25 protein-coding genes are annotated in these 25,953 nt (G+C 70.4%); 2 read left to right on the top strand and 23 right to left on the bottom strand.

The genetic code is table 11. The features are described from left to right. Positions 1–220: 220 nt before the first annotated feature. From ACQEU1_RS37560 to ald, 14 genes are all read right to left on the bottom strand, one after another. Complete coding sequence (locus tag ACQEU1_RS37560) at positions 221–1,021, bottom strand: ABC transporter ATP-binding protein (protein ID WP_433212970.1); 801 nt, start codon at positions 1,019–1,021, stop codon at positions 221–223. Next, a complete protein-coding gene (locus ACQEU1_RS37555; protein ID WP_433212967.1) occupies positions 1,005–1,772 on the bottom strand; it encodes an ABC transporter permease in 768 nt (255 codons plus the stop codon). The genes ACQEU1_RS37560 and ACQEU1_RS37555 overlap by 17 nt, the downstream gene beginning before the upstream one ends. Beyond that, complete coding sequence (locus tag ACQEU1_RS37550; RefSeq protein WP_433212964.1) at positions 1,769–2,329, bottom strand: ABC transporter permease; 561 nt, start codon at positions 2,327–2,329, stop codon at positions 1,769–1,771. The genes ACQEU1_RS37555 and ACQEU1_RS37550 overlap by 4 nt, the downstream gene beginning before the upstream one ends. Positions 2,330–2,593: 264 nt before the next feature. Further along, complete coding sequence (locus tag ACQEU1_RS37545) at positions 2,594–5,344, bottom strand: helix-turn-helix domain-containing protein (RefSeq protein WP_433212961.1); 2,751 nt, start codon at positions 5,342–5,344, stop codon at positions 2,594–2,596. 115 nt (positions 5,345–5,459) lie between these two features. Further along, positions 5,460–8,174 (bottom strand): helix-turn-helix domain-containing protein, encoded by a 2,715-nt coding sequence (locus tag ACQEU1_RS37540; RefSeq protein WP_433212958.1) that lies wholly within the window; start codon positions 8,172–8,174, stop codon positions 5,460–5,462. 176 nt (positions 8,175–8,350) lie between these two features. Further along, entirely contained in the window at positions 8,351–11,065 is a 2,715-nt protein-coding gene (locus ACQEU1_RS37535; protein WP_433212955.1) for a hypothetical protein, read from the bottom strand. Between the two features lie 166 nt (positions 11,066–11,231). Then, the gene (locus ACQEU1_RS37530) at positions 11,232–11,966 is read right to left on the bottom strand and encodes a pseudouridine synthase (RefSeq protein WP_433212952.1); all 735 of its coding nucleotides are present in this window, start codon (positions 11,964–11,966) and stop codon (positions 11,232–11,234) included. Further along, positions 11,959–12,945, bottom strand: a complete 987-nt coding sequence (scpB, locus tag ACQEU1_RS37525) for an SMC-Scp complex subunit ScpB (protein WP_433212949.1) — start codon at positions 12,943–12,945, stop codon at positions 11,959–11,961. Before scpB ends, ACQEU1_RS37530 begins: the two co-directional genes overlap by 8 nt. Beyond that, positions 12,942–13,793, bottom strand: coding sequence for a segregation and condensation protein A (locus tag ACQEU1_RS37520; protein WP_433212946.1), 852 nt, complete (start codon positions 13,791–13,793; stop codon positions 12,942–12,944). Before ACQEU1_RS37520 ends, scpB begins: the two co-directional genes overlap by 4 nt. After that, positions 13,790–14,131: a hypothetical protein gene (locus tag ACQEU1_RS37515; RefSeq protein ID WP_433212943.1), complete on the bottom strand. Its 342-nt coding sequence runs from the start codon at positions 14,129–14,131 to the stop codon at positions 13,790–13,792. The genes ACQEU1_RS37520 and ACQEU1_RS37515 overlap by 4 nt, the downstream gene beginning before the upstream one ends. Beyond that, on the bottom strand, positions 14,128–15,051 hold the full coding sequence (locus ACQEU1_RS37510) for a ParA family protein (RefSeq protein WP_433212940.1): 924 nt from the start codon (positions 15,049–15,051) through the stop codon (positions 14,128–14,130). The genes ACQEU1_RS37515 and ACQEU1_RS37510 overlap by 4 nt, the downstream gene beginning before the upstream one ends. Positions 15,052–15,152: 101 nt before the next feature. Beyond that, the gene (locus ACQEU1_RS37505) at positions 15,153–15,482 is read right to left on the bottom strand and encodes an ArsR/SmtB family transcription factor (RefSeq protein ID WP_285644500.1); all 330 of its coding nucleotides are present in this window, start codon (positions 15,480–15,482) and stop codon (positions 15,153–15,155) included. A 24-nt stretch (positions 15,483–15,506) separates the two neighbouring features. Next, positions 15,507–16,394, bottom strand: coding sequence for a site-specific tyrosine recombinase XerD (gene xerD, locus ACQEU1_RS37500; RefSeq protein WP_433212936.1), 888 nt, complete (start codon positions 16,392–16,394; stop codon positions 15,507–15,509). Then, positions 16,391–17,461 (bottom strand): alanine dehydrogenase, encoded by a 1,071-nt coding sequence (gene ald, locus ACQEU1_RS37495; protein ID WP_433212933.1) that lies wholly within the window; start codon positions 17,459–17,461, stop codon positions 16,391–16,393. Before ald ends, xerD begins: the two co-directional genes overlap by 4 nt. Before the next feature lie 53 nt (positions 17,462–17,514). On the opposite strand from ald, the gene ACQEU1_RS37490 reads away from it, so the two are divergent. Continuing rightward, complete coding sequence (locus ACQEU1_RS37490) at positions 17,515–18,114, top strand: NINE protein (RefSeq protein ID WP_433212930.1); 600 nt, start codon at positions 17,515–17,517, stop codon at positions 18,112–18,114. Here the strand turns inward: ACQEU1_RS37490 and ACQEU1_RS37485 are convergent. Genes ACQEU1_RS37485 through ACQEU1_RS37475 form a run of 3 tightly spaced genes read right to left on the bottom strand, consistent with a single transcriptional unit; the run spans position 18,111 to position 20,812 of the window. Further along, positions 18,111–18,476, bottom strand: a complete 366-nt coding sequence (locus tag ACQEU1_RS37485) for a DUF2752 domain-containing protein (protein WP_433212927.1) — start codon at positions 18,474–18,476, stop codon at positions 18,111–18,113. The two genes, ACQEU1_RS37490 and ACQEU1_RS37485, sit on opposite strands and share 4 nt — an antisense overlap. A gap of 39 nt (positions 18,477–18,515) precedes the next feature. After that, positions 18,516–19,133, bottom strand: a complete 618-nt coding sequence (locus tag ACQEU1_RS37480; RefSeq protein WP_433212924.1) for an NUDIX domain-containing protein — start codon at positions 19,131–19,133, stop codon at positions 18,516–18,518. Further along, a complete protein-coding gene (locus tag ACQEU1_RS37475) occupies positions 19,130–20,812 on the bottom strand; it encodes a CTP synthase (protein WP_433212921.1) in 1,683 nt (560 codons plus the stop codon). Before ACQEU1_RS37475 ends, ACQEU1_RS37480 begins: the two co-directional genes overlap by 4 nt. A 179-nt stretch (positions 20,813–20,991) precedes the next feature. On the opposite strand from ACQEU1_RS37475, the gene ACQEU1_RS37470 reads away from it, so the two are divergent. Then, a complete protein-coding gene (locus ACQEU1_RS37470; RefSeq protein ID WP_433212918.1) occupies positions 20,992–21,675 on the top strand; it encodes a hypothetical protein in 684 nt (227 codons plus the stop codon). On the opposite strand, the gene ACQEU1_RS37465 is transcribed toward ACQEU1_RS37470, so the two are convergent. The 6 genes from ACQEU1_RS37465 to ACQEU1_RS37440 form a co-directional block, all read right to left on the bottom strand. Next, positions 21,672–22,610 (bottom strand): copper transporter, encoded by a 939-nt coding sequence (locus tag ACQEU1_RS37465; protein WP_433212915.1) that lies wholly within the window; start codon positions 22,608–22,610, stop codon positions 21,672–21,674. The two genes, ACQEU1_RS37470 and ACQEU1_RS37465, sit on opposite strands and share 4 nt — an antisense overlap. Then, positions 22,607–23,791, bottom strand: coding sequence for a putative cytokinetic ring protein SteA (steA, locus tag ACQEU1_RS37460; protein WP_433212912.1), 1,185 nt, complete (start codon positions 23,789–23,791; stop codon positions 22,607–22,609). The genes ACQEU1_RS37465 and steA overlap by 4 nt, the downstream gene beginning before the upstream one ends. 63 nt (positions 23,792–23,854) lie before the next feature. Further along, complete coding sequence (locus ACQEU1_RS37455; protein ID WP_433212909.1) at positions 23,855–24,295, bottom strand: hypothetical protein; 441 nt, start codon at positions 24,293–24,295, stop codon at positions 23,855–23,857. Further along, positions 24,292–24,723 carry a hypothetical protein gene (locus tag ACQEU1_RS37450; protein WP_433212906.1) on the bottom strand — a complete coding sequence of 144 codons (432 nt, stop codon included), beginning with the start codon at positions 24,721–24,723 and terminating at the stop codon, positions 24,292–24,294. The genes ACQEU1_RS37455 and ACQEU1_RS37450 overlap by 4 nt, the downstream gene beginning before the upstream one ends. Further along, positions 24,720–25,346 (bottom strand): hypothetical protein, encoded by a 627-nt coding sequence (locus ACQEU1_RS37445; RefSeq protein WP_433212903.1) that lies wholly within the window; start codon positions 25,344–25,346, stop codon positions 24,720–24,722. Before ACQEU1_RS37445 ends, ACQEU1_RS37450 begins: the two co-directional genes overlap by 4 nt. After that, entirely contained in the window at positions 25,339–25,935 is a 597-nt protein-coding gene (locus ACQEU1_RS37440) for a hypothetical protein (protein WP_433212900.1), read from the bottom strand. Before ACQEU1_RS37440 ends, ACQEU1_RS37445 begins: the two co-directional genes overlap by 8 nt. Positions 25,936–25,953: the final 18 nt, after the last annotated feature.

Below are 25,953 nucleotides of genomic sequence, written 5' to 3'. Positions count from 1 at the left end.
GCGCTCAGAGCCCTGCCCCCAGGCCTGAGCGTCCGTCTCCCCCACAACAGCGCTGACAACCTCCCGCCGGCGCTGAGAACGCACCCAGGGGCGAACGGACACGCTCTTCGTCCGTTCGCCCCTGGGTGTACTTGCTTGGACTCGAAAACACTGAGGCCCCTGACCGAGACGGTCAGGGGCCTTGATGTTCTGCCTAGCCGGTGAAGCTTTCAGGCTTCTGTCAGGACGAGACGGTCTCGCTCAGCGACTCGCGCTCCGCCGCCGCCCACTTGTCGACGTCCATCGCGGGCTTGCCGCCGACGTTCAGCAGCCGGGCCACCTTCGACCGCAGCTCCACGAACGTCTCGTCGGTGCGCGTGGTGACCTGGTCGCGTTCCGCGGGCAGCGGTACCTCCAGGTTCGCCACCAGCCGCGCGGGCGAGGTGGACAGGACCAGGATGCGGTCTCCGAGGTAGACGGACTCGTCGATGTCGTGCGTGACGACGAGGACGGTCGTGTCGTGTTCACGGCGCACGCGCAGCAACAGGTCCTCCAGCTCGAAGCGGGTCTGCGCGTCCACGGAGGCGAACGGCTCGTCCATCAACAACAACGCCGGGCGGTAGGCCAGAGCGCGCGCGATCGCCACACGCTGTTGCATGCCACCGGAAAGCTGCCACGGGCGCTTCTTGGCCGCGCCGGACAGTCCCACCCAGTCCAGTGCCTCCGCCGCGCGCTTGCGGCGTTCGGCGCGCTTGAGGGAGCGCAGCGGGAACTCGACGTTGCCCTGCACCGTGAGCCACGGGAACAGGGAGCGCGAGTAGTCCTGGAACACCACCGCGAGGTGTGAACCGTTCAAGGAGACGTCGCCGCGGGACGGCTTGATGAGTCCCGAGATCGTACGCAACAGCGTGGACTTGCCGCAGCCGGAAGGTCCGACCACGCAGACCAGTTCACCGGCCTTCACCGTGAACGTGAGGCCGCCGATGGCCTCGTAGTCGCCGTAGGTGTGGCCCAGGTCGGCCACCTCAAGCATGTTGCTCATCCCTGCTCCTCGGTTGCCATGCCAAAGCCCTGCGTTCCACCGCCAGCAACGCGGTGTTGAGTCCGTAGCCGAGGACGCCCAGCAGGACGATCCCGGCCCACATGCGCGTGTAGTCGAACTCGCGCTGTGCCGTCATGAGTTGCGAACCGATGCCGTTGTCCGTGCCCACGAGCTCGGAGATGACCATCAGCACCAGGGAGAGCGACAACGACACCCGCAGTCCCGCGAAGATCTTCGGGGAGGCGGCGGGCAGCACGACTCCGAGAACCCACTGGTGGCGCGGGATCCGGAAGACGGCCGAAGTGTCCACTTTGGTCACGTCGACGGAACGGGCGCCGTCGACGCTGTTGAGCAGCACCGGCCAGATGACGCCGAAGATGATCGTGGCGAGCTGCATCGAGGTGCCCGCCTTGAACAGCAGCAGGAACACCGGCACCAGCGCGGGCGGCGGGATCGAGCGCAGGAACACGAGCAACGGGCCCGCGTACTCCATCGCCCGGTCCGACCGGCCGAGCAGCAGGCCGAGCGCGACGCCGATGACCGACGCGATCGCCCAGCCCGACAGCAGCCTGCCGATGGACGGGAGGATGTGCTCGGTGACGTTCTTGGGCTCGAGCACCCACCACTCCCACGCGGCCGTCACGATCTCGGACGGCGGCGGGAAGAACGGGTCGTCGGCCCACATGCCGAGGACCTGCCACACGACGATCAGGCCGGCGAACACGGTCCACCGCTGAAGGAACTTGTTCACCAGGCCACCCAACGCCGGCGGATGCGCTCCAGACCGCTGTTCAGCAGGACGCCGATCGCGCCCGCGACCACGGTGCCGACCAGCACCTGGTCCATCCGGCCCGGTCCGCTGCGGGCCTCCATGATGAAGTAGCCGAGTCCGATCTGAGCGCCCGCCATGAGCTCCACGCTGACCATGACGATCAGAGCGGTGGTCGCGGCGAGCCTGATTCCGGTGAGGACGAACGGCAACGCGCTGGGCAGCGCGACCCGGAACAGCACGCCCACGCGTCCGGTGCCGAAGACCCTGGACGTCTCGACGAGCAGCGGGTCCAGTTCGTCGAGCGCGTAAATGGTGTTGAACAAGATCGGCCACAGCGCGGCGTAGACCGCGAGCGTGATCTTCGTTTCCGGGCCGAAGCCCAGCACCACGAGGGCGAGCGGAATCAGTGCCACAGAAGGGATCGGGCGGAGGAACTCGATCACGGCACGGGTCGCGTGCCGCACGGCGGGGACGCTGCCGAGGACGAGTCCACTCGGCACCGCGATGGCGATGGCGATCCCGATGGCGATCAGCACCGCCAGAACCGTTGCGACGACATGACTGACGAATTCGGGAGAAGTCAACTGCGTCACGAGCTCACCGAACACTGCGGACGGTGGCGGGAGCGCGTGAGCGGGGATGAGGGGAGAGCGCCCGAGAAGTTCCCAGAGCGCGAGGAACCCGGCTATGCCGATGAGTCCCCTTGTGAACGCACGCACTCGGTCACCCTAGAGAGTGGATCTCCAGTTCACAATGCGTGCTCACGCAACTGCACGTTGTTTCCCCCACAACGCGGCGGTTCAGCAGACCTCCACGCGCTCCACTTCGCCGAAGCTCTTCACCCATTCGGAGTCCGTCAGCCGAGCGCCGTCCTTCGCGTGGCACAGGCGGTCGATGATCCGGGTGGTGTCGAGGTCGTACGGCAGCAGCTCCGGGTCCTGGCCACCGCTGCGCACCAGGAAGTCGCGGTTCTGCGGCCGGTAGATCGCGCGCATCGAGCTGCCGTGCCCGACGACGTACACGAGCCGGTCCGCCGGACGGTCGTTCGTGTAGAGCTGCTGGACCTCGAAGACGTTGTCCCGCACGACCGCCACGCGACCGTCGTCGGAGAACGACACACGTGCGCCCGCGCGCAACGCCGTGTCGAGCCGTGCGCGCAGCACGGGCGTGCCGCTCGGCACCCGTTGCCACACCTCGACGATCGACTCCGGCGCCGAGTGCTCGACGGCGAGCCAGCGCCCGTCGCCGCTGTAGGTGATGCCGCGGACGTAGACGTGCTGCGAGAGCACCGGTCCGGCGGACTCGACGGTGCCGCCGATGCGCCAGAACTCGATCGTCGTCGTGCCGGTGGCCAGGTCCCACGTGCTCGTCGCGAGCTCGCGGCCGTCCTGGCTGAGCGCCACGGTCTCCGGGTTGCGCACCGGCATCGGCAGCTTGCGCGGGGTGCGCGGGTCGCTCAGGTCGTAGAGCTCGGCGTGCTCGGACTCGTCCGGGGTCGGCAACCCGATCTCGACGGCCTCGCCGACCTTGCCGACGAGCCGCGAGCCGTCCGGGCTGAGGTCGAGCGTGCGGAACCGGCGGGGCAACGCCGTGAGGTAGCTGATGTCGCCCGCGTCGTTGACGGCCCACAGGTGCTCGTCGCCGTTGAAGTCCCGCGTGATGGCCCGGCGTTCGGCGAGCTTCACGACCCGGTGGCGGTCGGCGAACCTCTTGCCCGGCGTCGCCGTGTCCTCGTCGATCGACCACATCCGGTCGGTGCCGTCCTCGTCGGTGACGGCGGCCATGTCGCCGCGCGGGCCGACCACGACGTCCGCGTCGTCCTTGGGCGTGCCGGTGAACGGGATGCCGCGCGCGACGGCGTTCGCGAGCCGCAGCACCTTCTCGGCCTCCGGCGACGGGCTGACCTCGTAGCCGACGAGCGCGTACTTGTCCGCGTACGGGCGGCGTTGCTCCAGCAGCGCTTCGGACTGCGAGAGCGCCTTGCCGCCGAGCGCGGTCGCGTTCATCTCGGTGATCTTGCGTTCGTTCGCGAGCGCGTAGACGACCGTGCCGGGCACGAGGGCGAGCAGCACGGCCATCACCGCGATCAACGCCGTGGAGCGGCGGGTCTCGCGCTTGGTGCTCATGTCGACGAACCGGCGTTCGCGCACGGTCAGGAACTCGCCGAGGTCCTTGGCCTTGCGCAGCCGCACGCCCCGGTAGAGCGCCAGCGGGTCGCGGTCGCTCGCCTCCCACAGCTCGATGGCGGTGACGAGCTGCTGGTGCGTCTTGAGGTTCTCGCGTTCCTCGTCGATCCACCCGGCGAGGCGCTGCCAGCGCAGCGCGGCGTCGTGGGTGAGCTCGGCGCCGTCCTCGGTCAAGGTGACCAGCCGTGCCTTCACCAGCACGTCGAGCAGGCCGCCCAGCTCGGCGTCACCGTCCAGGTCCGGTCTGCGGTCGCCGCGCTGGGCGAGTCCGTTGCGCTGCACGGAGACCAGCCTCAGCAGGAGCTGGCGGGCCGCGCGCCGGTCGTCTTCCGGCAGGCCCTCGTAGAACGTCTCGGCGGCCCGCGCGACGACGTGCTCGATGCCGCCGGACTCCTCGAAGCCCGCGAACGACAGCGTCATGCCGCGCTTGCGCCGCCAGGTCTCGACCAGCACCTGCTGCACCAGCGGCAGCGCGTGCTGGTTCGCGGCGTCGGCGACGAGACGGGCGATGACCGCGGTCTCGACCGTGGCGCCGATCTTGGCGGCGGGTTCGGTGATGGCGCGGCGCAGCTGGTCCGCGCTCATGGGCTCGATGACGATCTCGGTCGCGTCGATCTGCCTGGCCCGCCAGCGCCGCTGGTGGTCGGCGCGGATCGCGAGCACGACGTGGGGGCAGCCGGTGACGGCCTTCAGGAAGTCCTCGGCGTCGAGCGCGCGTTCGGCGTCGTCGACGAGCAGGACGAGGTCGGGGCGGTGCTGGCGGAGACGCAGCCGCAGGTGGTCGGGATCGGCGCGGAGCTCCTGCGCGAGGCCGGCGGCCGTCGTGTGCTCGAAGACCTCGGTGAGCGCCTCGGCGAGGTCGTGCAGCGGGTCGGTGCCCGCCGTGACCACCACGGCGTCGTCGAGCGCCGGGACGAGGCCCGCGCGCAGCAGTGAGGTGCGGCCGGAGCCAGAGGCGCCGAGCACGACGGTGAGGGGCTTGAGCTTGACCGATTCGACGACCTGCTCGACGAGGCACTCACGGCCGAAGAACCGCTTCTCGTCGTGCTCGGTGAACGGCTCCAGGCCTGGATACGGAGCGTTGGGCTGCAACGGCTGTGCGTGTTCGGCGGCGAGCTCACGCCAGCGCCGGGTCCACGGTGTGGTGTCGGCCTCGCAGGCGCGCACGAACGCGAGCGTCAGGGCGAGCGAGGGCAGCTTCCGCCCACCGGCCGCGTCGGACAGCGCGGTCGGCGAGTAGTTCGCGCGCCTGGCCAGCTCGCGATAGCTCGGTTTGCCTGCCTGGTCGCGCAGTCTGCGCAGGTCACCGGCGAACCGCAGCAACGCGGTGTCCTCCGGACCCAGCGGTCGTTCCCCTCGTGGCATGCCGCCTCCTGGCCGGATTGTCCACCAGAGGTTCGCCCGCCGTCTAACGGGCCGCTAATCGCTCACCACCCGGACGTGCGCTTCGTGATCGTTCCACCTGCCCGGTGCTGGGGCTTCAGCCAGGACAGGGCGGCGTGAAGTCCAGTCCTGGGAAGAACCTGTCCCATTCCGCCCTGGTCATCCGGGGGTAGGCCTGCTCGCAGATGCGGGCGGCGGGGTCGCGCGGGTCGGCGTTCCACAGCCGCACGGACCGGTCCGCACCGCCCGTCACCACCTCGTCACCGCGTGGCGTCAGGCCGACCGCGGTGACCGGTCCGGCGTGGCCGCGCAGCAGGGCCTGCTCCACCGGTTCGCCGCCGTCGACCTGCCAGAGCCGCACGAGCCCGTCGTCGGTGGCGACCGCCGCCCTGCCCGCGCCCAGCCAGGCCGCGGTGACCTCGCCGCCGCCGGACGGGATCTCGGCACGGCGCACCGGGTCGCGCGGGTCGGTGGTGTCCCAGAGGTGCACGGCCGCGCTCGCCGTGGTGATCAGCTCGTGGTCGCCCGCGAACTGGGCGCCGCCGGCGAACTCCCTGGTCAGCGAGAGGAGCTTCACGTCACGCGGGTCGGTGACGTCGACCAGGTGCACGGCCCGGCCGGTGGTGACGGCGGCGAGGACGCGACCGTCCGGGCGGAACGACAGACCGGCGAGCGGGCCGAGGCCGAGCTGGGCCGTCGTGACGAGCCGCGGGCGTTGCAGCCGCAGGTCGGTCCAGAAGCTCAGCGCGCCGTCGTCGTCGGTCGTGACGAGGGTCGTGCCCTGCCAGGCGATCGCCTTGGCGCGGACGGGCAGCACGGTCAACTCGCGCGGCCTGCCCAGCGACACGTCGACGACGTGCACGGTGCCGTCCTCGCCTGCACTCGCCACGAGCCCTCCGGCCGGGTCCATCGCGAGCGCGGTCACGGCGCCGGTGTGCCGGGTCGCGTCGTGGGAGGTGCGCGGGGACGGCAGGTCGTTCAGCATCGTCAGCACGACCGTGCCGTCGCGGTGCCCGGTCACGACCTGCTGCTGGGTGGGGCCGACGACGAGCGCGGTGACGTCGGACTGGGCTTCCCTGAGCACCTGGGACGGCACGTCCTCCTGCCGGAGTCCGTTGCGGGCCTGGGGCAACGGCACGAGCCGGTACGCGGCGAGGGCGACCTGCTGGGCCAGCGCGGGGTTGGTGGACCGCAGGGAGCCCGCCTCCCCCACAGCTCTCAGCACGACGGCGGTGGCACGTTGCTCGTCGGCGGTTCTGTTGGCCTGCAAGGCGAACGCGGTCGAGCTGGCCGCGACGACCACGAGTGCCGCGAGGGCGGCGAGCAGCTGGCGGTGCCGGCGGGTGCGTCTTCGCGCGCTCAGCGACACCTCTTCCTCCGCGGCTCTGCTCGCGGCGAGGAAGGCGCGCTCCCCGGCGTTGAGGGACAGTCCGTCCGGGACGTTCGCCAGGCGGCGTCCTCTCAGCAACGCGCCGGCGTCGCGGTCGAGGGACTCCCAGGTGCTCGTCGCGTGCGTGATCTCCCGCTGTGCCTTGATGTTCTCGCGTTCCTGCTCGACCCAGCCCTGGAACTCGGGCCAGCCGCGGATCAACGCCTCGTGCGCGAGCTCCACGCCGTCGCGGTCGATCACGACGAGTCTCGCGGCGGCCAGCGCGAGCAGCACGTCGTCGTCGGCTTCGAGCTCGTCGTGCTGCGCGCGGCGTTTGGTGTCGTCGGCGGTGACGAGCCGGAGCAGGATTCGTTTGGCCTGGTGCCGTCCCTGTGGCGGGAGGCCGTCGAAGACCTCCTGCGCGGTGCGGGCGACGGCGTGGTCGAGGCCGCCGACCTCCTCGTAGCCCGCGAGGGTGAGCGTCATGCCGCGCCGGTGCTGCCAGGTCTGCGCGAGGGCGTGCGACAGCAGCGGGAGCACGGCGGCCTGCCCCACCGCGTCGGCCATGAGCCGGGCCAGCAGGGCGGTCTCGACCTTGGCTCCGACGGCCGCGGCGGGTTCGGTGATGGCGAGGCGCAGCTCGTCCGGGGTCATCGGGCCGAGCAGCAGGTGCGCGCCCTCGAGCGCCTCGACGAGGTCGGGGTACCGCGCGCAGTGGCCGTAGAAGTCGGCCCGCACGCCGATGACGACTCTGGTGCAGCCGAGCAGTGCGGTGATGAGCCACCTGCGGTGCTCTTCGTTGCGGCACAACGTGAAGAGCTCCTCGAACTGGTCCACGACCACGAGGTGCGGGTGTTCTTCGCCCAGCCGCGACGGATCTTCGAGCTCGTCGGCGAGGTCCGCCGCCTCCCTGCCGGTGAGCCTCGCCAGGGCGAGCGCGCACTCCTCGACGGGGTTGGCGCCGGGCGTGAAGAGCAGGACGTCCTCTCGGGTGCGGGCGATCAGACCGGCGCGCAGCAACGACGACTTGCCCACCCCGGACGGGCCGAACACGCCCGTGAAGCGGTTCCTCGTGACGAGCAGCTCGGCCGTCAGCCGCTCGCGCCCGAAGAACCTCGGCGCGTCACCGGGCTGGAACATGGCGAGCCCGACGTACGGACTGTCGTTGGCGGCGTGGGGTTCCGACTCGACGACGGCGCGCCACCGCCGTGCCCACTCCTCCGGATCGGCGTCGCAGGCCTTCGCGTACGCCTTCGTCACCGCGAGGCTCGGCAGCTTGCGCCCGCCCGCCGCCTCCGACAACGCCGCCGCCGAGTAGTGCGCCCGCCGGGAGAGTTCCCGGTAGGTGGGGCTTCCCGCGCGCTCCCGCAGCCGGCGCAGATCCGCCGCGAACCGCAGGAGACCGCTCTCGCCCTCGTCGAGAGGGCGTTCCCGTCTCGGCATCCCGTCATTGTTCAGAGAACTTTGTTCAGCGGCCAACACCTGACCGTGAACAACCCGTTCGCCCTAACGTGCTGGGCAGACACCTTTGAGCGGGGAAGACCCGGTGCTCGCGCCCCGAACCGGCGCCGGAGGTGGCCGTGGGTGGCCCGCGCACGCGCCACCCACGGCTCACGAACTCAGCACACGGGCCGGCGGTCGATGCCCGGGAAGTACTGCCCCCACTCCTGGTCGGACAGTTCGGCGCCGCCGAGGCAGAGGTCCTTCGCGACCTGTTCGGGGTCCAGGCGGAGCTGCCAGACGGCGTCGTCGGTCGTCATCGCGGCGAACCCCTGCTTCCAGAAGACCGCCTTCACGTCCGCGGTGAGGTTGTCGAACGCCGCGAGCCTCCTGGGGGCGTCCCTGCGCGCGATGTCCCAGACGTCCACCGTCCTCGCCGTGCTGAGCGCGACCTGGCGGCCGTCCGGCGAGAACTTGATCATCGGCACCTGGTTGTGGGCGAACTGGTCCTGGAAGTCCGCCCAGTGCACCGGGTTCGCGGGATCGGAGACGTCCCACACGGTCGCCGACGCGCTGGTGGGCGTGGCCATCAGCAGCAGACGGCCGTCCGGGCTGAACCGGGGTCCCGCGATGGTGGCGCGGGAGGCGAACCCGCCCGCGCGGTGCAGCTCGGAGCCGTCGAACCGCCAGAGCTCGACGCCCGCGCCGGTGCCCCGTTCGACCGCGAGCAGCCCGCCGTCCGGGGACAGCCGCGCGGAGTGGGCCGGTCCCTCGCCGGGTGGGTCGATCTCCTCGACGTGCCCCTCCCCGTCGTGCACCCAGACCCGCGGGGTCGCCTCGTCGTCCTCGTGCACCAGACCCGCGACGTAGTCGACGCCGTCCCTCGTGACGACCGAGGAGATGTCGTGCGCCGGGAGGTCGGCGAGCCGTTCCACCTCGCCGGTGGGCGCGATCCCGTACAGGCCGAACCGGGAGTCGGTCTCGGCGATCACCGCGCGGCGGTCGTCGTCGCTGATCACGATCGGGACGTCCGGCAGGGCGCCGGCGAACCTGTCCGTCTCGACGTCCCAGAGCACCGTGCCCTCGTGTTCGCTCTCGGCCAGGAAGAGCCTGCCGCCGTTGGCCTTCGCGGTGATCCGGCGGTGGCCCTGCTGGAACTGCCGCTGGCGGATGGCGGCGTCGGCGCCGAGCAGCAGGTCGCGGCTCGAGTCGCTGGGCGCCACCCGGTGCACGGCGAGGGCGAGGCGCACGGCACGTCCGGTGTCCATCGGCAGCCGGGCGAGCCAGCGCGCCTCGGTGGCGGCGGTGCCGGCGATCGCGATGTCGCGCTGGTCGGCGGCCTCGTCGGCCTTGCGCATGGCGAACACGACCGTGCCGGCGAGCAGCAGCACCAGGACCGACAGGACCGCCACGACCGCGCGGGCCCGTCTGGTGCGGCGGCGGCCCTCCGCCTGGCTCGCGGTGAGGAACTCCCGTTCGTCCCCGGTCAGGTCCTGCGGGCTGAGTTCGGCGATCTGCGCGAGTCTCGCGCCCTGGTAGAGGGCGTCGCGGTCGCCGTCCCAGTTCCTCGCGGCCTCGGTGAGGCGGTGGTGCACGCGCAGGGTCTCGCGGTCCTCGGCGATCCAGTCCCGCAGCCTCGGCCACGAGCGGATGAGCGCTTCGTGGGTGAGTTCGGCGTGCTGCTCGGTGAGGGTGACCAGGCGGGCGGTGGCGAGGCGTTCGAGGACGTCGGCGTCGAGGTCCTCGCGGTTCGCGCGGCGTTTGGTGTCCTCGGTGCCGTCGCCGAGGGCGATCAGGCGCAGGAAGGTCTTCCTGGTGGCGTGCCGCTGGTCTTCGGTGAGTTCCTCGTAGACGGCCTCCGCCGTGCGGGCGATGGCGTGTTCGACGCCGCCCGCCTCCTCGTAGCCGGCGAGCGAGAGCGTCATGCCGCGGCGGCGGTGCCAGGTCTCGACGAGGGCGTGCTGGACGAGCGGGAGTGCGGCGGCCTGGCCCGCGACGTCCGCGACGAGCCTCGTGACCAGGGCGGACTCGACGGTGGCGCCGACGTGCCGGGCGGGTTCGACGACGGCCCTGCGGAGTTCCTCGGTGGTCAGTGGTCCCACCAGGACCTGGGCGCCTTCGAGGGCCTCGACGAGTTCGGGGTGGCGGCCGACGTGGCCGTAGAAGTCGGCGCGGACGCCGATGACCACGTGCGGGGCCTGGGTGAGGGCCTGGACGAACCAGTCGCGTTGCTCGGGGCTCGCCAGCGTGAAGACCTCTTCGAACTGGTCGACGACCAGGACGAGGTGCTCGTCGTGCTGCCTGATGATGAGGTTCAGCGCCCTGGGGTCGTCGAGTTCGGCGTGCAGGACGACGGCGGAGTGGCCGGTGAGCCGGGCCAGCCGGACCGCGCACTCGTCCCTGGGTTGCGGGCCGGGCGTGAAGATCAGGGCGCTGGGGAGGTTCGGCAGCAGGCCCGCTCTCAGGAGCGACGACTTGCCGGAGCCGCTCGCGCCGAACACCCCGACGAACGGGCGGGTGCCTGTGAGGTCGGTGAGCTTCGCGGTGAGCTTCTCGCGGCCGTGGAACCTGGCCGCGTCCTCCTGCTGGAACGCCTTGAGGCCGACGTACGGCGACTCTCCGGCCGGTTCCGGCGGGGCGGCGATGGCCCGCCACCGCTGTTCCCACTCTTCTTCGTCGCCTCCGCAGGCCTTCGCGTAGGCGAGCGTGACGGCGAGGCTCGGCAGCTTCTTGCCGCCGGCCGCGTCCGAGAGCGTCGCCGCCGAGTAGTGGGCGCGTGAAGCGAGCGCTCGATAGGACGGTGTGCCCGCCTTCTCGCGCAGTTTCCTCAGGTCTCCCGCGAACCGGCCGAGCTCGGTGTCCTCGCCGGCCAACGGGCTTTCAGCACGTGGCATGTCGGTCTCCCCCAGAGACCGATTGTCTACACGTTGTTGTTCGATGCGCACTGCCGACCCCTTACAACGTCGTCGCCGTAGCGTTTCCGTCGCAAGGTGAACGGGGGTTCACCGCAGGTCGTCCCTCCGGCTCTGGGGGCCGGAGGGGCGAGCGGTCAGTTCTCGGTCACATGCCGACGAGCTTGTACAGCCCGCCGACCTCCTGGCGGTTCAGCACCCGCATCGAGCCGGGACGCTGGTTGCCGAGCGACACGTCACCGACCGCGACGCGCACGAGCGACTGCACCGGGTACCCGGCCGTCTCCATGAGGCGGCGGACGATGTGCTTGCGGCCCTCGTGCAGCACGATCTCGACCAGCGCCTTGCCCGGCACCGCGCTGATGAGCTTGAAGGAGTCGACCTTGACCGGCCCGTCCTCCAGCTCGATGCCCGCCTTGAGCTTCTTGTTGAGGCCCTTCTCCACCGGCCCGGGCACCTCGGCGAGGTACGTCTTCTTGACGTTGTAGCTCGGGTGCATCAGCCGGTGCGCGAGCTCACCGTCGTTCGTGAGCAGCAACAGCCCCTCGGTCTCGGCATCGAGCCGCCCGACGTGGAAGAGCCGCTCCTTGCGGTTGCGCACCAGGTCGCCGACGCACGGCCGCCCGAGGTCGTCCTCCATCGTGGACAACATCCCGAACGGCTTGTTGAGCGCGATCGTCACGACGTCCTCGCGGATCTGCACCCGCACCCCGTCGACGTGCACGACGGCCGTCTCGGGGTCGATCCGCCGACCCTGCTCCCTGACGACCTCGCCGTCGACCTGCACCCGCCCCTGGTCGATCAGCTCCTCCGAAGCACGGCGCGAGGCGATCCCCGCCTGCGCGAGCACCTTCTGCAGGCGCACGCCCTCGTTCTCAGACATCGTCGATCGCATCCACTTCGGGCAGGAGCGGAGCGATCGGCGGCAGGTCCCTCAACGAGGACAGCCCCAACCGCTCCAGGAACAGTTCGGTCGTGCGGTACAGGATCCCACCAGTGTCGCTGTCGGTGCCCGTCTCCTCGATGAGCCCCCTCGCGACAAGGGTCCGGATCACCCCGTCCACGTTGACGCCGCGAACCGCCGCGATCCGCGCCCGCGTCACAGGCTGCCGGTAGGCGATCACCGCGAGCGTCTCGAGGGCAGCGCGGGTGAGTTTCGCGCGCTGGCCGTCGAGCAACAGCTTCTCCACGAACGGGGCGAACCGGTCCCGCGTGTAGAACCGCCAGCCGTCCCCCGCCCGACGCAGATCAATGCCGCTGCCGGACTCGGTGTACCGGTTCGAAAGTGTACGGAGTGCCTGCTTGACCCGCTTAACCGGCTGTTCGAGGGCACTGCTGAGCTGGTCTTCCGCGATCGGGCTGTCGACCACGAGCAGCACGGACTCGAGGGCGGCCTCGAACGTGGCGTCGTCGGTGAGGTCGGGCAGGCCGCTGTCCTCGATGGCCTCTTCGGGGGCGGCGGCGAGGAGCTGGGCCTCGAGGGTGGCGGCGTCCGCGTCGGGTTCCGCGAGGTCAGCGGAGTCGGGCGCTGGTTCTGCGGCAGGCTCGGCAGCGGGTGCGGCTTTGGCCTTGGGGGCGCGTGCCTTCCGCGCGGGGGCGGGCTTGGGCTCGTCCAGCACCACGGGGGCGGGTGCGGCGTCGTCGAGAGCGGCGTCGCCGGGTTCCTCGGTCGAGGGCGGCACCGCGGTCACGTCGGCCGGCTCGCCGGGCTCCTCCAGCTCGACGGCGGCGGGCGCGGCGTCGTCCAGCGCGGCGTCCGGCTCCGCGACCTCGGCGTCGTTCGTCGCAGGCTCGGCGCCGTCGAAGGCCGGGCCCGGCTGGTCGATCTCTGCCGCGTCCGGTCCCACCAGTGGGTCGCTCATCCGCCGTAGTCCTCATCCTCGTCGCCGGCGTGGTTCTGTGCCTGCGCCTGTTCGATCGTGCCGCCCACCCAGGTCACCTGCAGCGGGCCCAGGGGGTCTTCCTGTTCGAAGGCCAGTGACTTTTCTCGGTACAGCTCCAGCAGCGCCAGGAACCTCGCCACGACCTGCATGGTCTCGGTGCAGTCGGCGACGATCTCCGAGAAGGAGGCCGTGCCCTTCTCGATGAGGAGGGCGCGGAGTTCGTCCGCGGTCTCGCGGATGGAGACCCGGTGCTGGTGGATGTGGTCGGTGGAGAGGGTGCGCTTCTGCTTCGGGCGGAAGGACGCTGCCGCGATCAGGGCGAACTTGTCGGGCGTGACGCCCAGCATCACCTCGGGCAGCAGGCCCTCGAAACGAGGTTCCAGGGACACCGAGCGCGGGTAGCGGCGGTAGGCGCCCTGTTCGAGCTCCGCGAAGAGCGCCGCCACCTGCTTGTAGGCGCGGTACTGGAGCAGGCGCGCGAAGAGGAGGTCGCGGGCTTCGAGGAGCGCGAGGTCGTCCTCGTCCTCGACGTCGCCGGTGGGGAGCAGGCGCGCTGCCTTGAGGTCGAGGAGGGTGGCGGCGATGACCAGGAACTCCGTGGTCTCGTCGAGGTCCCACTGGTCGCCCATGCCGCGGATGTGCGCGATGAAGTCGTCGGTGACCTGGTGCAGGGCCACCTCGGTGACGTCGAGGGTGTGTTGCGAGATCAGTTGCAGGAGCAGGTCGAAGGGGCCCTCGAAGTTCGTGAGCCTGACCTTGAACTTGCCGTCGTCCGGAGCGGGAACCTCAGCGACCTCGGTGACCTCGGCAGGGGCTTCCTCGGTCACCGCTCGCGCAACCTGCGTACCAGCAGCGACTCGTCACCGTGCGATTCGAGGTCGTCCAGCACGATCGCGATCGCCTCGCGGACCACGCGGCCGCGGTCCACGCCCAGGCCGTGGGCCGCGCGCAGGGTGAGGCGGGCCTGTTCGAGGGCGAGCAGCTCCTCGTCGGAGACGTAGACCGTGATCTTGGTGGTGTGCTTGGTGCGGCCGGAGCCACGGCGTTGCTGCGGGGCCTCCTCCGCCGACGACACCGACGACACCGGAGCGTCGGCGGGCGTGGGCGCGGCAGCGGTCAGCCTGAACAGCTCCGCCGCCCCTGGCAGTGACGGGCGACGGTTCACCGGGCGATCACCTCGCGGGCCAGCGCGCGGTAGGCGTTGGCGCCGGACGAACGCGGGGCCCAGCGGGTGATCGGTTCGCCGGCCACCGTGGTCTCGGGGAACCGCACGGTGCGGTTGATGACCGAGTCGAACACGATGTCGCCGAACGCCTCCACGACGCGGGCCATGACCTCGCGCGAGTGCAGCGTGCGCGGGTCGTACATCGTGGCGAGGATGCCGGTGATGTTGAGCTTCGGGTTCAAGCGTTCCTTGACCTTCTCGATGGTGTCGATGAGCAGCGCCACCCCGCGCAGCGAGAAGAACTCGCACTCCAGCGGGATCAGCACACCGTCCGCGGCCGCGAGGGCGTTCACCGTGAGCAGGCCGAGCGAGGGCTGGCAGTCGACCAGCACGTAGTCGTAGTGGTCGATGACGGGACGAAGGGTGCGCACGAGCGTGTGCTCGCGCCCCACCTCCGACACCAGCTGGATCTCGGCCGCCGACAGGTCGATGTTGCTGGGCAACAGGTCCATGTCGTCGACCATGGTCTTGCGGATCACGTCGGGAACGGCGGTGTCGTTCTCCATGATGACGTTGTAGATCGTGGTTTCCAGCTGGTGCGGGTGCACGCCGAGGCCGACCGACAGCGCGCCCTGGGGGTCGAAGTCGACGAGCAGCACGCGGCGCCCGTACTCGGCCAGCGCCGCGCCCAGGTTGATGGTCGTCGTCGTCTTGCCGACGCCGCCCTTCTGGTTGCAGACCGCCAGGATCTTCGCCGGGCCGTGGTGCAGCAACGCCGGCGGGTCGGGGATCACGCGGCGCTGTCTGCCGGTCGGGCCGATGCCGTCGACCTGCTCGGTGGCGACGTCGTCCACCGGCGCGGCGTGCGGGGCCAGGTTCAGGTCGGCACGGGGCGCGAAAGCGTGCTCCGGTGTCGACATGGCTGGCGTTCCCTCACTGGTCGTAGTCGTCTCTCCGGGCGCAGCCTAGGCCGCACCCGTGCGAGCGGCAACGCGCCTCGCCGGTGTTTGTCAAGACTGAGTTAGACCGCGACATCCGTTCGTGTTCGCCTGTCGACGGCGGAGAGCACGACGTCCAGCAGTCCCGGGAACAGCAGATCCAGGTCATCGCGACGCAACGACACCCACCGCTGGTTGCCCCGGCAGCGTGTTCGCGTGATGCCCGCCTCGCGCAGCACGCGCAGGTGCTGAGAGAGCGTCGACTTCGCCACGTCAACCTCGAAGGCCCCGCACAGCCGTTCGCCGCTCGACTGGATCTGGCGCACGACCGCGAGCCTCGTCGGGTCACTCAGCGCGTGCAGCACAGCGGCTAGATCAATGGCCTGGGGGGACGGCTCGTCCAAGTTCGGCACCTGCCCACCGTACCCGTGGAAGCCTCATGTTCCAGTGGCCCGAGGGTGTGCAGTTGCGTAGACCTCCCTCAAAGTCGTAACGGTTACCAGTGTGTACACCTGAGTGGTCGTAACGGATGCGTGCCCGAGGAGTTCCTGCACCACCCGAACGTCAGCACCCCCTTCGAGCAGATGGGTGGCGAACGAATGTCGCAACGTGTGCGGGGACACCGCGGAACTGATTCCCGCCTCTTCCGCGGCGGTCTTCAGCACGGTCCACGCGCTCTGCCGCGACAGCCTTCCGCCGCGTGCGTTCAGGAACAAAGCCGGTGTGCCACGCCCCTTCGCCGCCAACGCGGGACGTGCGCGAACCAGGTACGCGTCCACCGCCGCCAACGCCGGACGCCCCACCGGGACCAGCCTCTGCTTGCCTCCCTTCCCGTCGAGCAGCACGGTGCGCTCGGACGCGTCGATGTCGTCGACGTCGAGCCCCACCACCTCGGAAATTCGGGCTCCTGTCGAGTACAGCAGCTCCAGCAACGCTTTGTCCCTGAGGTTTCCCACAGTTTCGAGGAGGGTGAGAACCTCATTCACGGGTAAGGCTTTCGGCAGTCGCTTGGGCGGCGAAGGCGGATGCACGGCCCGTGCGACGTCATGGGGCACAACGCCTTCACGGTGTGCAAAGCGGTGCAATCCGCGCACGGCGACCAACGTCCGTGCGGCAGAAGACGCTGCAAGCCCGCTTTCCCGCAACACGGCGAGAAACTCACTCACCTGCATCTCGGTCACGGCCCCAAGATCCGTGACACCAAGCGATTCCAGGTGCTCGGCGTAGCGCCGAAGGTCGCGAGTGTACGAATCGAGCGTGTTGCGAGCGGTGCCGCGTTCCACGGCGAGGTGGTCCAGATAGGTCGCCACCAGCTGAGCGATCACGCCAGCCCTTCCAACACGATCTTCCCGTCCCGTGCGTTGACGCCCTTGGCCAGCGCCGGATCGTCGGCGACGGCTGTTTCGAAACCCTTGTCCGCCAACGCGATGACGTATGGCAGCGTCACGTTCGTGAGCGCGTACGTCGACGTGTTCGGCACGGCACCGGGCATGTTCGCGACGCAGTAGAACACGGAGTCGTGCACACGGTAGGTAGGCGCATCGTGTGTGGTGGGTCGCGTGTCCTCAAAACACCCGCCCTGATCGACGGCGATGTCCACCAACACGGACCCAGGACGCATGGACGACACCAACGCATTGCTCACGAGCTTCGGCGCCCGCGCACCCGGCACCAGCACGGCGCCGACGACGAGATCCGCCCAACGGCAGGCTTTCTCGACCTCGTACGCGTTGGACGCGATCGTCTGCAGGTGCCCGCGGTACACGAAGTCGATCTGCCGCAACCGGTTGACGTTGTTGTCCAGCACCACGACCTCGGCCTGCATCCCGACGGCCATCGTCGCCGCGTTCATCCCCGCCACCCCGGCGCCGATCACCGCGACCTTGCCCGCCGCCACCCCTGGCGCACCGCCCAGCAACACCCCGCGCCCGCCTTGCGCGCGTTCCAGGCAGTGCGCGCCGACCTGGGCCGCCATCCGCCCGGCGATCTCGCTCATCGGCGCCAGCAACGGCAAGGACCCGTCCGCGAGCTGCACGGTCTCGTAGGCGATGGCCGTGATGCCCGAAGCCGCGATCGCCGCGGTGCACTCGGGCGACGCCGCGAGGTGCAGGTAGGTGAACAGCACCTGGTCCCGGCGCATCCGGTGGTACTCGGGCTCGATCGGCTCCTTGACCTTCAGCACGAGGTCCGCGAGCCCCCACACCTCGTCCGCCGAACCCGCGATCCGAGCCCCCGCCGCCACGTACTCCTGGTCGGGGAACGACGAGCCCGCGCCGGCGTCCCGCTCGATCACGACGGAGTGACCGCGGCGCACGAGCTCGACCACACCGGCGGGCGTGATGGCCACGCGGTACTCGTGGTTCTTGATCTCCTTTGGGACACCGACCAGCATCGTCGCAGCGTATTCCCGATATCGATCGCCTGCATCGGATAACGTGCCTGGCTGTGTCAGAAGCATTCGGGCCAGAGCAGCAGCGCATCGGCAACCAACAGCGCGAAGAGGCGATCACCGCCCTCAACGACCACTTCGCGATGGCGCGGCTCGACATCGGCGAGTACCAGGAACGCGTGAACCGCGCGTCCGGCGCGCAGAGCTACGTCGAGCTCGCGGAGCTGTTCCGCGACCTGCCGCAGCCCCACCCGCCGTTCCTCGCGCCGAACTCGGTGCCGTTCGCCGCCGTGCCGCCGCCTCCTCCGCCCGGCTACGTGCCGCCGCCCACGCAGGCGTACTACCCGCCGCAGACGGGCCCGCAGTACGCGGTTCCCCCGCCGCCGCCCATGGGCTACCCGGGTCCCGGCGCGCCGTACGGCGTCGACCCGTACACGGGCATCCCGCTGTCGGACAAGTCGAAGATCGTCGCGGGCCTGCTGCAGCTGTTCCTGGGCAACCTGGGCATCGGCCGCTTCTACACCGGCCACACCGGCATCGCCGTGGCCCAGCTGCTGACCTGCGGTGGCTGCGGCATCTGGTCGCTGGTCGACGCGATCATCATCCTGGTCAACGGCGGCACGGACGCGGAAGGCCGCAGGCTCCGGGACAGCTAGACCCCGGCGAGATTGCGCCCCACGCCCCACACGACGGCCACGGCGACAACGGCGACACCGACCGAACGAGGCACGGATCGCCGTTGGCCCGTCCACTTGTCACGGCTCCAGCGCGCGAACAGCCACAAGACCAGCGGCACGCCGAACGCGAGCATCACGGCGTTGAAGTGGAACGCGCTGATGACATCGCCGTGCAGCAGCGCGTGCAGCATGCGCGTGACGCCGCACGCGGGACAGTTCAGGCCCGTCAGCCAGTTGAACGGGCACTTGGGCAGCAGGTTCCCTGGCTGGTTCGGGTCCACGAACATCAGCAGCCCAGCACCCGCGGCAGCAGCCGCGAGCACGCTGAGGGGCCCCCTCATCCGTGTGAAGGAACCCGTCAGCGTCTGCATGGGACCAACCTACTTCTTGCGCGCGGCGAACCGGGTCGGCCGGTCGCGGAACGGTGCGTCGGCCGGACGCGGCTCGGCCCGTCCCTCCAGCACCTCACGGGCCGCGAGCAGCCCGGCGACGGCCGAGGAGTTCACGACCTCCCCCGCCAGCACCATCCGCACGGCCTCGTCGAGCGGGAAGCGGTGGATCTCCAGATCCGCCTCCTCCTCGCCCTGCACCTCGCGGTCGACCTCGCTCAGGTCACGCGCCAGGTAGACGCGCACGACCTCGTCGGTGAACCCCGGCGACGCGGCGGTGTCGACCAGCGTGTCCCAGCGCGCCGCGTCGAGCCCGACCTCCTCGGCCAGCTCCCGCCGCGCGCCGACGACCGGCTCCTCGCTGTCGTGGTCGAGCAGCCCGGCGGGCAGCTCCCAGAGGTGCCGCCCGAGCGGGTGCCGGTACTGGTGGATCAGCACGACCTGGCCGTCGGCGTCCACGGCCACGACCGCCACGGCGCCCATGTGCTCGACGACCTCGCGTTTGGCCGTGCCGCCACCGGGCATCTCGACGTCGTCGACCCGCAGCGCGACGACACGGCCGACGTGCACGTCCGCGCTGGAGACCGTCCGGAAGTCGTGGCGCGTCACTTGGACGCGCCCGCGGTCAAAGGGAGGCGGTCGGCCACCCGGTAGTCGATCGCGGCCTTCACGAAGGCGGCGAACAACGGGTGCGGCTTCGTCGGCCGCGACTTGAGCTCCGGGTGCGCCTGCGTGCCCGCGTAGAACGGGTGCACGTCGGACGGCAGCTCCACGAACTCGACCAGGCGCCCGTCCGGCGACGTGCCGGAGAACACCAGGCCGGCGTCGGCGAGCTTGCCCCGGTACGCGTTGTTGACCTCGTAGCGGTGCCGGTGGCGCTCGGACACCTCGGTCGAGCCGTACGCACCGGCGACCACCGAACCGGGCGTGAGCTTCGCGATGTACGCGCCGAGGCGCATCGTGCCGCCCATGTCACGCTGACCGGCGACGACGTCCTGCTGGTCGGCCATCGTCGAGATGACCGGCGTGCCGCCCTCCTCGAACTCCGACGAGTTGGCGTCCTCGATGCCCGCGAGGTTGCGCGCGGCCTCGATCACCATGCACTGCAGGCCGAGGCACAGGCCCAGCGTGGGCACGCCACGGGTGCGCGTGTACTTCAGCGCGCCGACCTTGCCCTCGATGCCGCGCACGCCGAACCCGCCGGGGATCAGCACCGCGTCCATGCCGGACAACGCCCGTGCGGCGCCTTCCTGCGTCTGGCACTCGTCCGACGGCACCCACTTGATCTCGACCTTGGCGTGGTGCGCGAACCCGCCCGCACGCAGCGCCTCCGTCACCGACAGGTAGGCGTCCGGCAGGTCGACGTACTTGCCGACCAGCGCGATCTTGACCGTCTCCGACGGGTTGTGCACCCGCTCCAGCAGGTCGCCCCACACCGTCCAGTCGACGTCGCGGAACGGCAGCCCGAGCCGGCGCACGACGTACGCGTCGAGGCCCTCGGAGTGCAGCACCTTCGGGATGTCGTAGATCGACGGCGCGTCCACCGCGGCGACGACGGCGTCGGTGTCGACGTCGCACATCAGGCCGATCTTGCGCTTGAGCGCGTCCGGGATCTCCCGGTCCGCGCGGCACACGATGGCGTCCGGCTGGATGCCGATGTTGCGCAACGCGGCCACGGAGTGCTGCGTCGGCTTGGTCTTCAGCTCACCGGACGGCGCCAGGTACGGAATCAGGCTGACGTGCAGGAAGAAGACGTTGTCGCGGCCGACGTCGTGGCGGACCTGGCGGGCCGCCTCGAGGAACGGCAGCGACTCGATGTCACCGACCGTGCCGCCGACCTCGGTGATGACGACGTCCGGCGTCACGCCGTCGGCGTCCGGCTCCGCCATCATCCGGATGCGGCGCTTGATCTCGTCGGTGATGTGCGGGATCACCTGGACCGTGTCGCCCAGGTACTCGCCGCGCCGCTCCTTGGCGATCACCTCGGAGTACACCTGGCCGGTGGTCACGTTGGCCTCACCGCTCAGGTCTCGCGCGAGGAACCGCTCGTAGTGGCCGATGTCGAGGTCCGTCTCCGCGCCGTCGTCGGTCACGAAGACCTCGCCGTGCTGGAACGGGTTCATCGTGCCGGGGTCCACGTTGAGGTACGGGTCGAGCTTCTGCATCGTCACCCGCAGGCCGCGCGAGGTGAGCAACTGACCCAGGCTGGAGGCCGTGAGCCCCTTGCCCAGGGAAGACGCGACGCCTCCCGTGACGAAGACGTGCTTGGTCGTACGTGCCTGCTGCACCAACGGGGCTCCCGTGAAAATCGTGGGGGCCGAAATCCCCCTATCCACGGGCCATAACGCTAACACGCCGTCCGTCACTCAGCGCACCACGACCCGGCAGATCACATCACCCGATCGGCGCAGCGAGGGGTTTTCCCGAACCTCCCACGGCACGGCCCGGCATCAGGAAAAGTTGTCACGTGACCTTCGACGTGGTGGGGAACGCGGCACTGGCACTGCACGACCGCTCGGCGGCGTGGCGCTTCGTCGAGGGATTCGCGGCCGCGTGGGCCGAGCCGATCGAGGCGAGCGACGGCTGGAACCACGCCGACCTGAACGCCACCGAGGACCGGCTCGGCGTGCGGCTGCCGGACGCCGTGCGCGACGCCTACGCGTTGTTCGGCAAGCGCCCCGACCTGACGAGCAACCAGGACTGGCTGCTCACCCCTGCCGAACTGCGCCTCGACCACGACGTGCTGGTGTTCCGCGACGAGAACCAGTCTGTCGCGTCGTGGGGTGCCGGGCTCGACGCCGACGACCCGACCGTGGTGGTCAAGCTCGACCTCGTGCACAAGGCGGAGGAGCACTGGGACTCCTGGCTGCCCCGGTTCTCGCTGGCGTGCGTGGAGCTGGTGCTGTCGGAGTCGTTGTTCCGCGACGGGGCCGAGACAGCGGACAGGGAGATGTCCGAGGTGGACATCTCCCTGCTCGAGAACCGGTTCGCCCTGCTACCGCTGCACAGCCCTGGCACCCGCTGGTTCGTCTCCGACGACCTGATCGTCCGCGAGGACGAGGGCGAGTGGCTGTGGGCCCGCGCCCGCACCCCGCTCGCGTTGGAGCAGCTCCAGAAAGCCCTTCCCGGCGAGTGGACTACCGAGCACTAACCGGCCGTGCCCGGCGAGGACGCCTCCGCGTTGCCCGCCACGCCGTACCGGCCGGAGCGGCCCTCCAGCTGTTCGCGCAACGCCATCACCACGACGACCTGGCCCGCCGGGGTGTCGGAGTTGTCGACCGTGGACAGGATCGAGGTGGCGGCGGTGTCCGCGCGGACCACGCCGATCGCGCCCGTGCCGTTCGCGGACCCGTTGGCCCCGGCCAGCACCACGCCCGCGCCCGTCCGGTCGAGCTGCGTCGCGAACCGGGCGACGGTCGACGCGCGGTCCGCGGCCGAGTCACCGATCGCGGCGCCACCGGTCAGCACGATCGCGAGCTGCGCCGGCTTCACGCCCGAGGTCGCCTTCACGAACCCCGCGTTGGTCAGGCCGGACAGCGCGGACGCCATCTCGTCGGCCGTGGCCTGCGGCTGGTTCGAAGAGGAGTTGAGCAGCAGCAACGTGCCGAACAGGCCACCCGCGCGGGTGCCGGGGTCGGCGGCCGTGGGCAGCTGCGACCCCGCGGGCTGCAACCGGGCCACGAGGTCGCGCAGCTGGTCCCCGCGCGACGGGTCGGCCATGGCGTCGGTCAGCTGGATCTCGCCGGTGACGGTGGCGCCCGCCGACTTCAGCAGGCTCGTGAGCGCGTCACGGTCGGACGGGCGCGCATCGGCCGTGGTGACGATGACGACCGTGCGGTCGGTGAGCCGGTCCTTGACCGCGAGCGGGCCGACGGACGAGGCGAACTTGTCCGCCTCGGTCAGCTTGGCGTTCAACGCGTTGCGGTCGTTCTGCAGGTCGTTCACCTGCTGTGCCAACGAGTTCTTCTCGTCGCTCAGCCCGGACAGCAGCCGTCCGCTGATCGCGGTCGAGCCCAGCACGACGCCGACCGCCAGCGCGAGGAACACGGCGGTGATCGAAACTATGTGGTAGCGCAGCGTGATCACGAGAAGAACCCCTTGAACCAGTTGACGACGGATTGCCAGCCGTCGACCACGATGTCGACGTAGACATGACCGACGCCGGACACCGCCAGCGCCGCCGCCATCGCGACGACCGCTGCGGTCACCAGCAGGACGATCACGCCCAGCGAGACCCGGCTGCGGTGCAAGGTCGCGACGGCCTCCCCGTCGACGAGCTTGCTGCCGAGCTTGAGCCTGGTGAGGAACGTGGAGGGGTTGGAACCGGAGTGCCCGCGGTCGAGGAACTCGCGCAGCGTCGCCCGCAGCCCCACCGTGACGACCAGGGACGCGCCGTGTGCTTCGGCGAGCAGCAACGCGAGGTCCTCCGCGTTGCCGGACGCGGGGAACGTCACCGCGCCGATGCCGAGGTCCTGGATCCGCTGCAGGCCCGGCGCGTGGCCGTCGGTCTGCGCGGGCACGACGACCTCGGCGGCGGCGCGCAGTGACGCGGTGCCGATGCCGTCGGGGTCGCCGACGATGATGTCCGGCTTGAGCCCGGCGTCGTGCAGCGTGTCGGCGCCGGTGTCGACGCCGATCAGCACCGGCCGGTACTCGCGGATGTACTTGCGCAGCTTGCGGAGCTCCTCTGCGTGCGACGGGCCGCCCGCGACGACGAGCACCTGCCGGTCGCGCATCGGCACGTACACCTCGGGCACGCCGACGCCGTCGAGCACGAGCGCGCGTTCGCGGCGCAGGAACTCGATGGTGTTGGCGGAGAACGCCTCCAGCTGAGCCGACATGCCGGCCTTCGCCTCGATCATCGCGTCGGCGATGCTTTCGGCGTTCTGCTCGATCCCCTTGGCGAGCTCGCGTTCCCCGGCGTACACGACACCTTCGTGCAACCGGACCTTCGTGCCTTCCTTGATCTCCCGCAGCGCGACCGCGCCGACGTTGTCGATCAGCGGAATGCCCGCCTCGATCAGCAGTTCCGGGCCGAGGTTGGGAAAACGCCCCGAAATGGACGGCGAGGCGTTCACGACGCCGACGACCTCGGCCGTGACGAGCGCTTCCGCGGTGCGCCGGTCGAGGTCGACGAGGTCCATCACCGCGATGTCACCGGCACTGACGCGCCTGACCAGGTCGCTCGCGCGCCGATCAACCCGCGCGACGCCCGTGACACCGGGAAGTTCGTGGTTGGTGCGGCTCAGCAGCCCGGAAAGCTTCATGGGCCGATAGTGACCCACGGTGCCCACGTGACAGGTGAGGCACGCCGGGCAATTCCAGGTGGCTCAGTCGTCGGGGTGAACTACTACGGCACCAAACGCCAGGACCACGGCGGCGATCAGGACCCAAATGCCGTTGCCGAACCCGGCTTCCAGCCCCGGATCGATGGCGATGTTGCCTTCCTTGTGAAAGCTGATCGCGTTCAGCAAATACACGAACAACATTCCGGTGATCCCCGCGAGGGCCGCCGCTCCGGCATAGGCGACTTTTCGCCACCGGACGCCCGCGAGCACCGCGGCGGCCGCGAGCACGACCGGGATCGCGAACATCGGGCCGTGCTCGTCTTTGGTGCCACCGAAGTGCGTGCTCCACCCCGTGGTGACGTACGCGGTCTGCGGCTGGCCGGGCGCGAGCCTGATCAGCAGCTCCGACAACGGCAGGAACGTGGCACCCACCGCGGCCGCCGCGGCGAGCACGAGCAACGCGCTGCCGACGATCTTCCTCATGCCGCCTCCCGTTGCACGGCAACGGCTCCGGCGAGCGCGACCAGCGTTCCCACGGCGAGGAACACCAGCCCGAACCCGATCGCGAAGTCGCCCTGCTGCTCCAGCGCGTGACCGCGTTCGGACACCACCAGCGCGCCGATGATCCCGGCAGCGCCGAGCTGCCCGGCCGCACCGGCCAGTGCCGCGCGGGTGACCCAGACGCCCGCGACGAGCAACGCGAGCGTGACCGCGACGGGCAGGCCGTACCAGGGCGACAGCTCGCCGGCCGGCCAGTCGCCGGGTTTGTTGACGATCTCCGTGCCCCACGCGCGGACGATGACCTCGACGCCGCCCGCGTACCCCGTCGAGTACCACGGCAGCACCAGCGCTGTCGCGGTCAGCACCACTCCGATGGCGATCAGCGCGATCGCGGTGGGTCTGCCGATCACCGGTTCTCCTGTCGCGGTTCGTCGTGCGGGATGGCGAGCCCGAACGGCGGTGTGTCGTCGTCGGCGTCGAGCTGGTGCACGACCACCCCGTCCTCGTTCTCGTCGTCTTCCTCGGGTGCGGGTTCGGGGTTCCGCCGCTGCGCGAGCGCCGCGCCGGCGATCGCGATGACCACCGCGACGACCAGCAGGTACAGCCCGGAGTGGTAGACGACCTCCTGGCTCTCCCGCGCGTCGGTCTGAGGTGGCATCTGGGACCGGACGATCTCCTCCATCGACCGCAGCTCGGCGATGTAGAGGAACACGACACCGGCGAAGAACCCGGCACCACCGGCGGCGAGCGGCCGTCCGGCGAACGCGGTCCGTTCGCGCAGCAGCAGCACGACGGCGACCACGATGATCACCAACGACCAGATGACCGGCCACCCGGCGGCGAAGATGGCGGGCTGGTCGGAAGGACTTTCCGACGGCTCCGAGCTGGTCGTCCACAACGACGTGACGACCTTGAGCTCCTGCGGGCCGAAACCCTTGTAGATCATGCTGTACATCGGCTGGAGGGAGCAGACCGCGCCCAGCAGGGCCGCCAGCACCAGCAGCAACGGGGCGATCCTGCGGCGGTCAGTCACTCTTCGGCTCCACGATCACCGGATATCCGTACGGCGGGGTGTCCGTGTCGTCCGCGTCGTCGGCCTGGTGGATCACCGCCCCGTCACCGGTGTCCTCCCGGGGTTCGGGGCGCGGCAGCTCCTGGTGCAGCACGGCCGCGACGACGGCGAGGCCCGCGGCGACGATCAGCATCGTCACGCCGTCGCCCTGCTCGACCTCGATGGGCACGGGCGAGTCGAGCGCGCCGAGCTCGTCGATCAGCCCCTGCACCCGCACCACGGCGGACCAGGCGGCACCGACCAGCAGGCCGGCGCCGAGCAGCGTGCCGACGCGCATCGCGGGCACCCGGAACGCGAGCACCGCGGACACGAGCACGACGACCGCGGCCCCCACCACCGGTTCCCCGAACTCCAGGGGTTTGAGCAGCAGGAACTCGCGGAAGTCGTCCCGTTCCACGGCCCACGTCGTCGCCTCGAAGCGCAGCGTGCGGCGGTTGACCACGAACTGCACCGAGTAGGCGTTCAGGAACGTGGCCACCACCGCGAGCCCGGCCGCGACGCACACCAGCACCGCCCCGAACACGCGGCGCGTCGTCACAGATCCGGTCACCCTGCCCATCATGCCGAA

The organism is Lentzea sp. CA-135723, assembly GCF_050936595.1.
GTDB lineage: Bacteria > Actinomycetota > Actinomycetes > Mycobacteriales > Pseudonocardiaceae > Lentzea.
Note: the sequence above shows the minus strand (reverse complement) of the source record. Positions and strands in the feature narration are given on the sequence as shown.